General features: G+C 65.3%; 1 protein-coding gene. It reads left to right on the plus strand.

Annotated features, from left to right (window positions below):
* Positions 1 to 588, plus strand: a 588-nt coding sequence (gene trpF, locus BN1128_RS16895; RefSeq protein ID WP_042870893.1) for a phosphoribosylanthranilate isomerase, incomplete at both ends; no start/stop codon positions are given.

Here is a 588-nt window from a genome sequence, read left to right on the forward strand (position 1 = left end):
AAGGTGTGCGGCCTGACCCGCGCCGACGATGCCACCGCCGCCCATCAGGCAGGCGCCGTATTCGGCGGACTTATCTTTGTCGCCAAGAGCCCGCGCTATGTGGACATTCCCACCGCCCGTACCGTGATGGCGGGTGCGCCGCTCTCCTATGTGGGGGTGTTTCGCAATGCCCAGCAAGAGACCATCGCCAAAACGGTGGAGGCGCTGGGGCTCGCCGCTGTGCAGTTGCACGGGGATGAGGATGCCGCCTATATCGACAACCTGCGCCCGCTGTTGCCGGCGACCTGCCAAGTCTGGAAGGCAGTCGGCATCACAAGTGGCGAGCCGCTGCCCGCCCTCGACTATCCGGCGGATCGTCTGTTGCTGGATACAAAAGTGGGCAGCCAGAGCGGCGGCACGGGTCAGGCGTTCGACTGGGCCATGCTGGCCAATCTCGATAAAGCCAAGCTGATGCTGGCAGGCGGGCTGAATCCCGACAACGCCCTGCAGGCGGCTCAGGTCGGCTGCCTCGGCCTTGATTTCAACTCGGGGGTAGAGAGTGCCCCGGGCCAGAAAGATGGCCACAAACTCGCCGCCGCCTTCGCCGCC

The organism is Aeromonas piscicola, from assembly GCF_000820005.1.
Classification (GTDB): domain Bacteria; phylum Pseudomonadota; class Gammaproteobacteria; order Enterobacterales; family Aeromonadaceae; genus Aeromonas; species Aeromonas piscicola.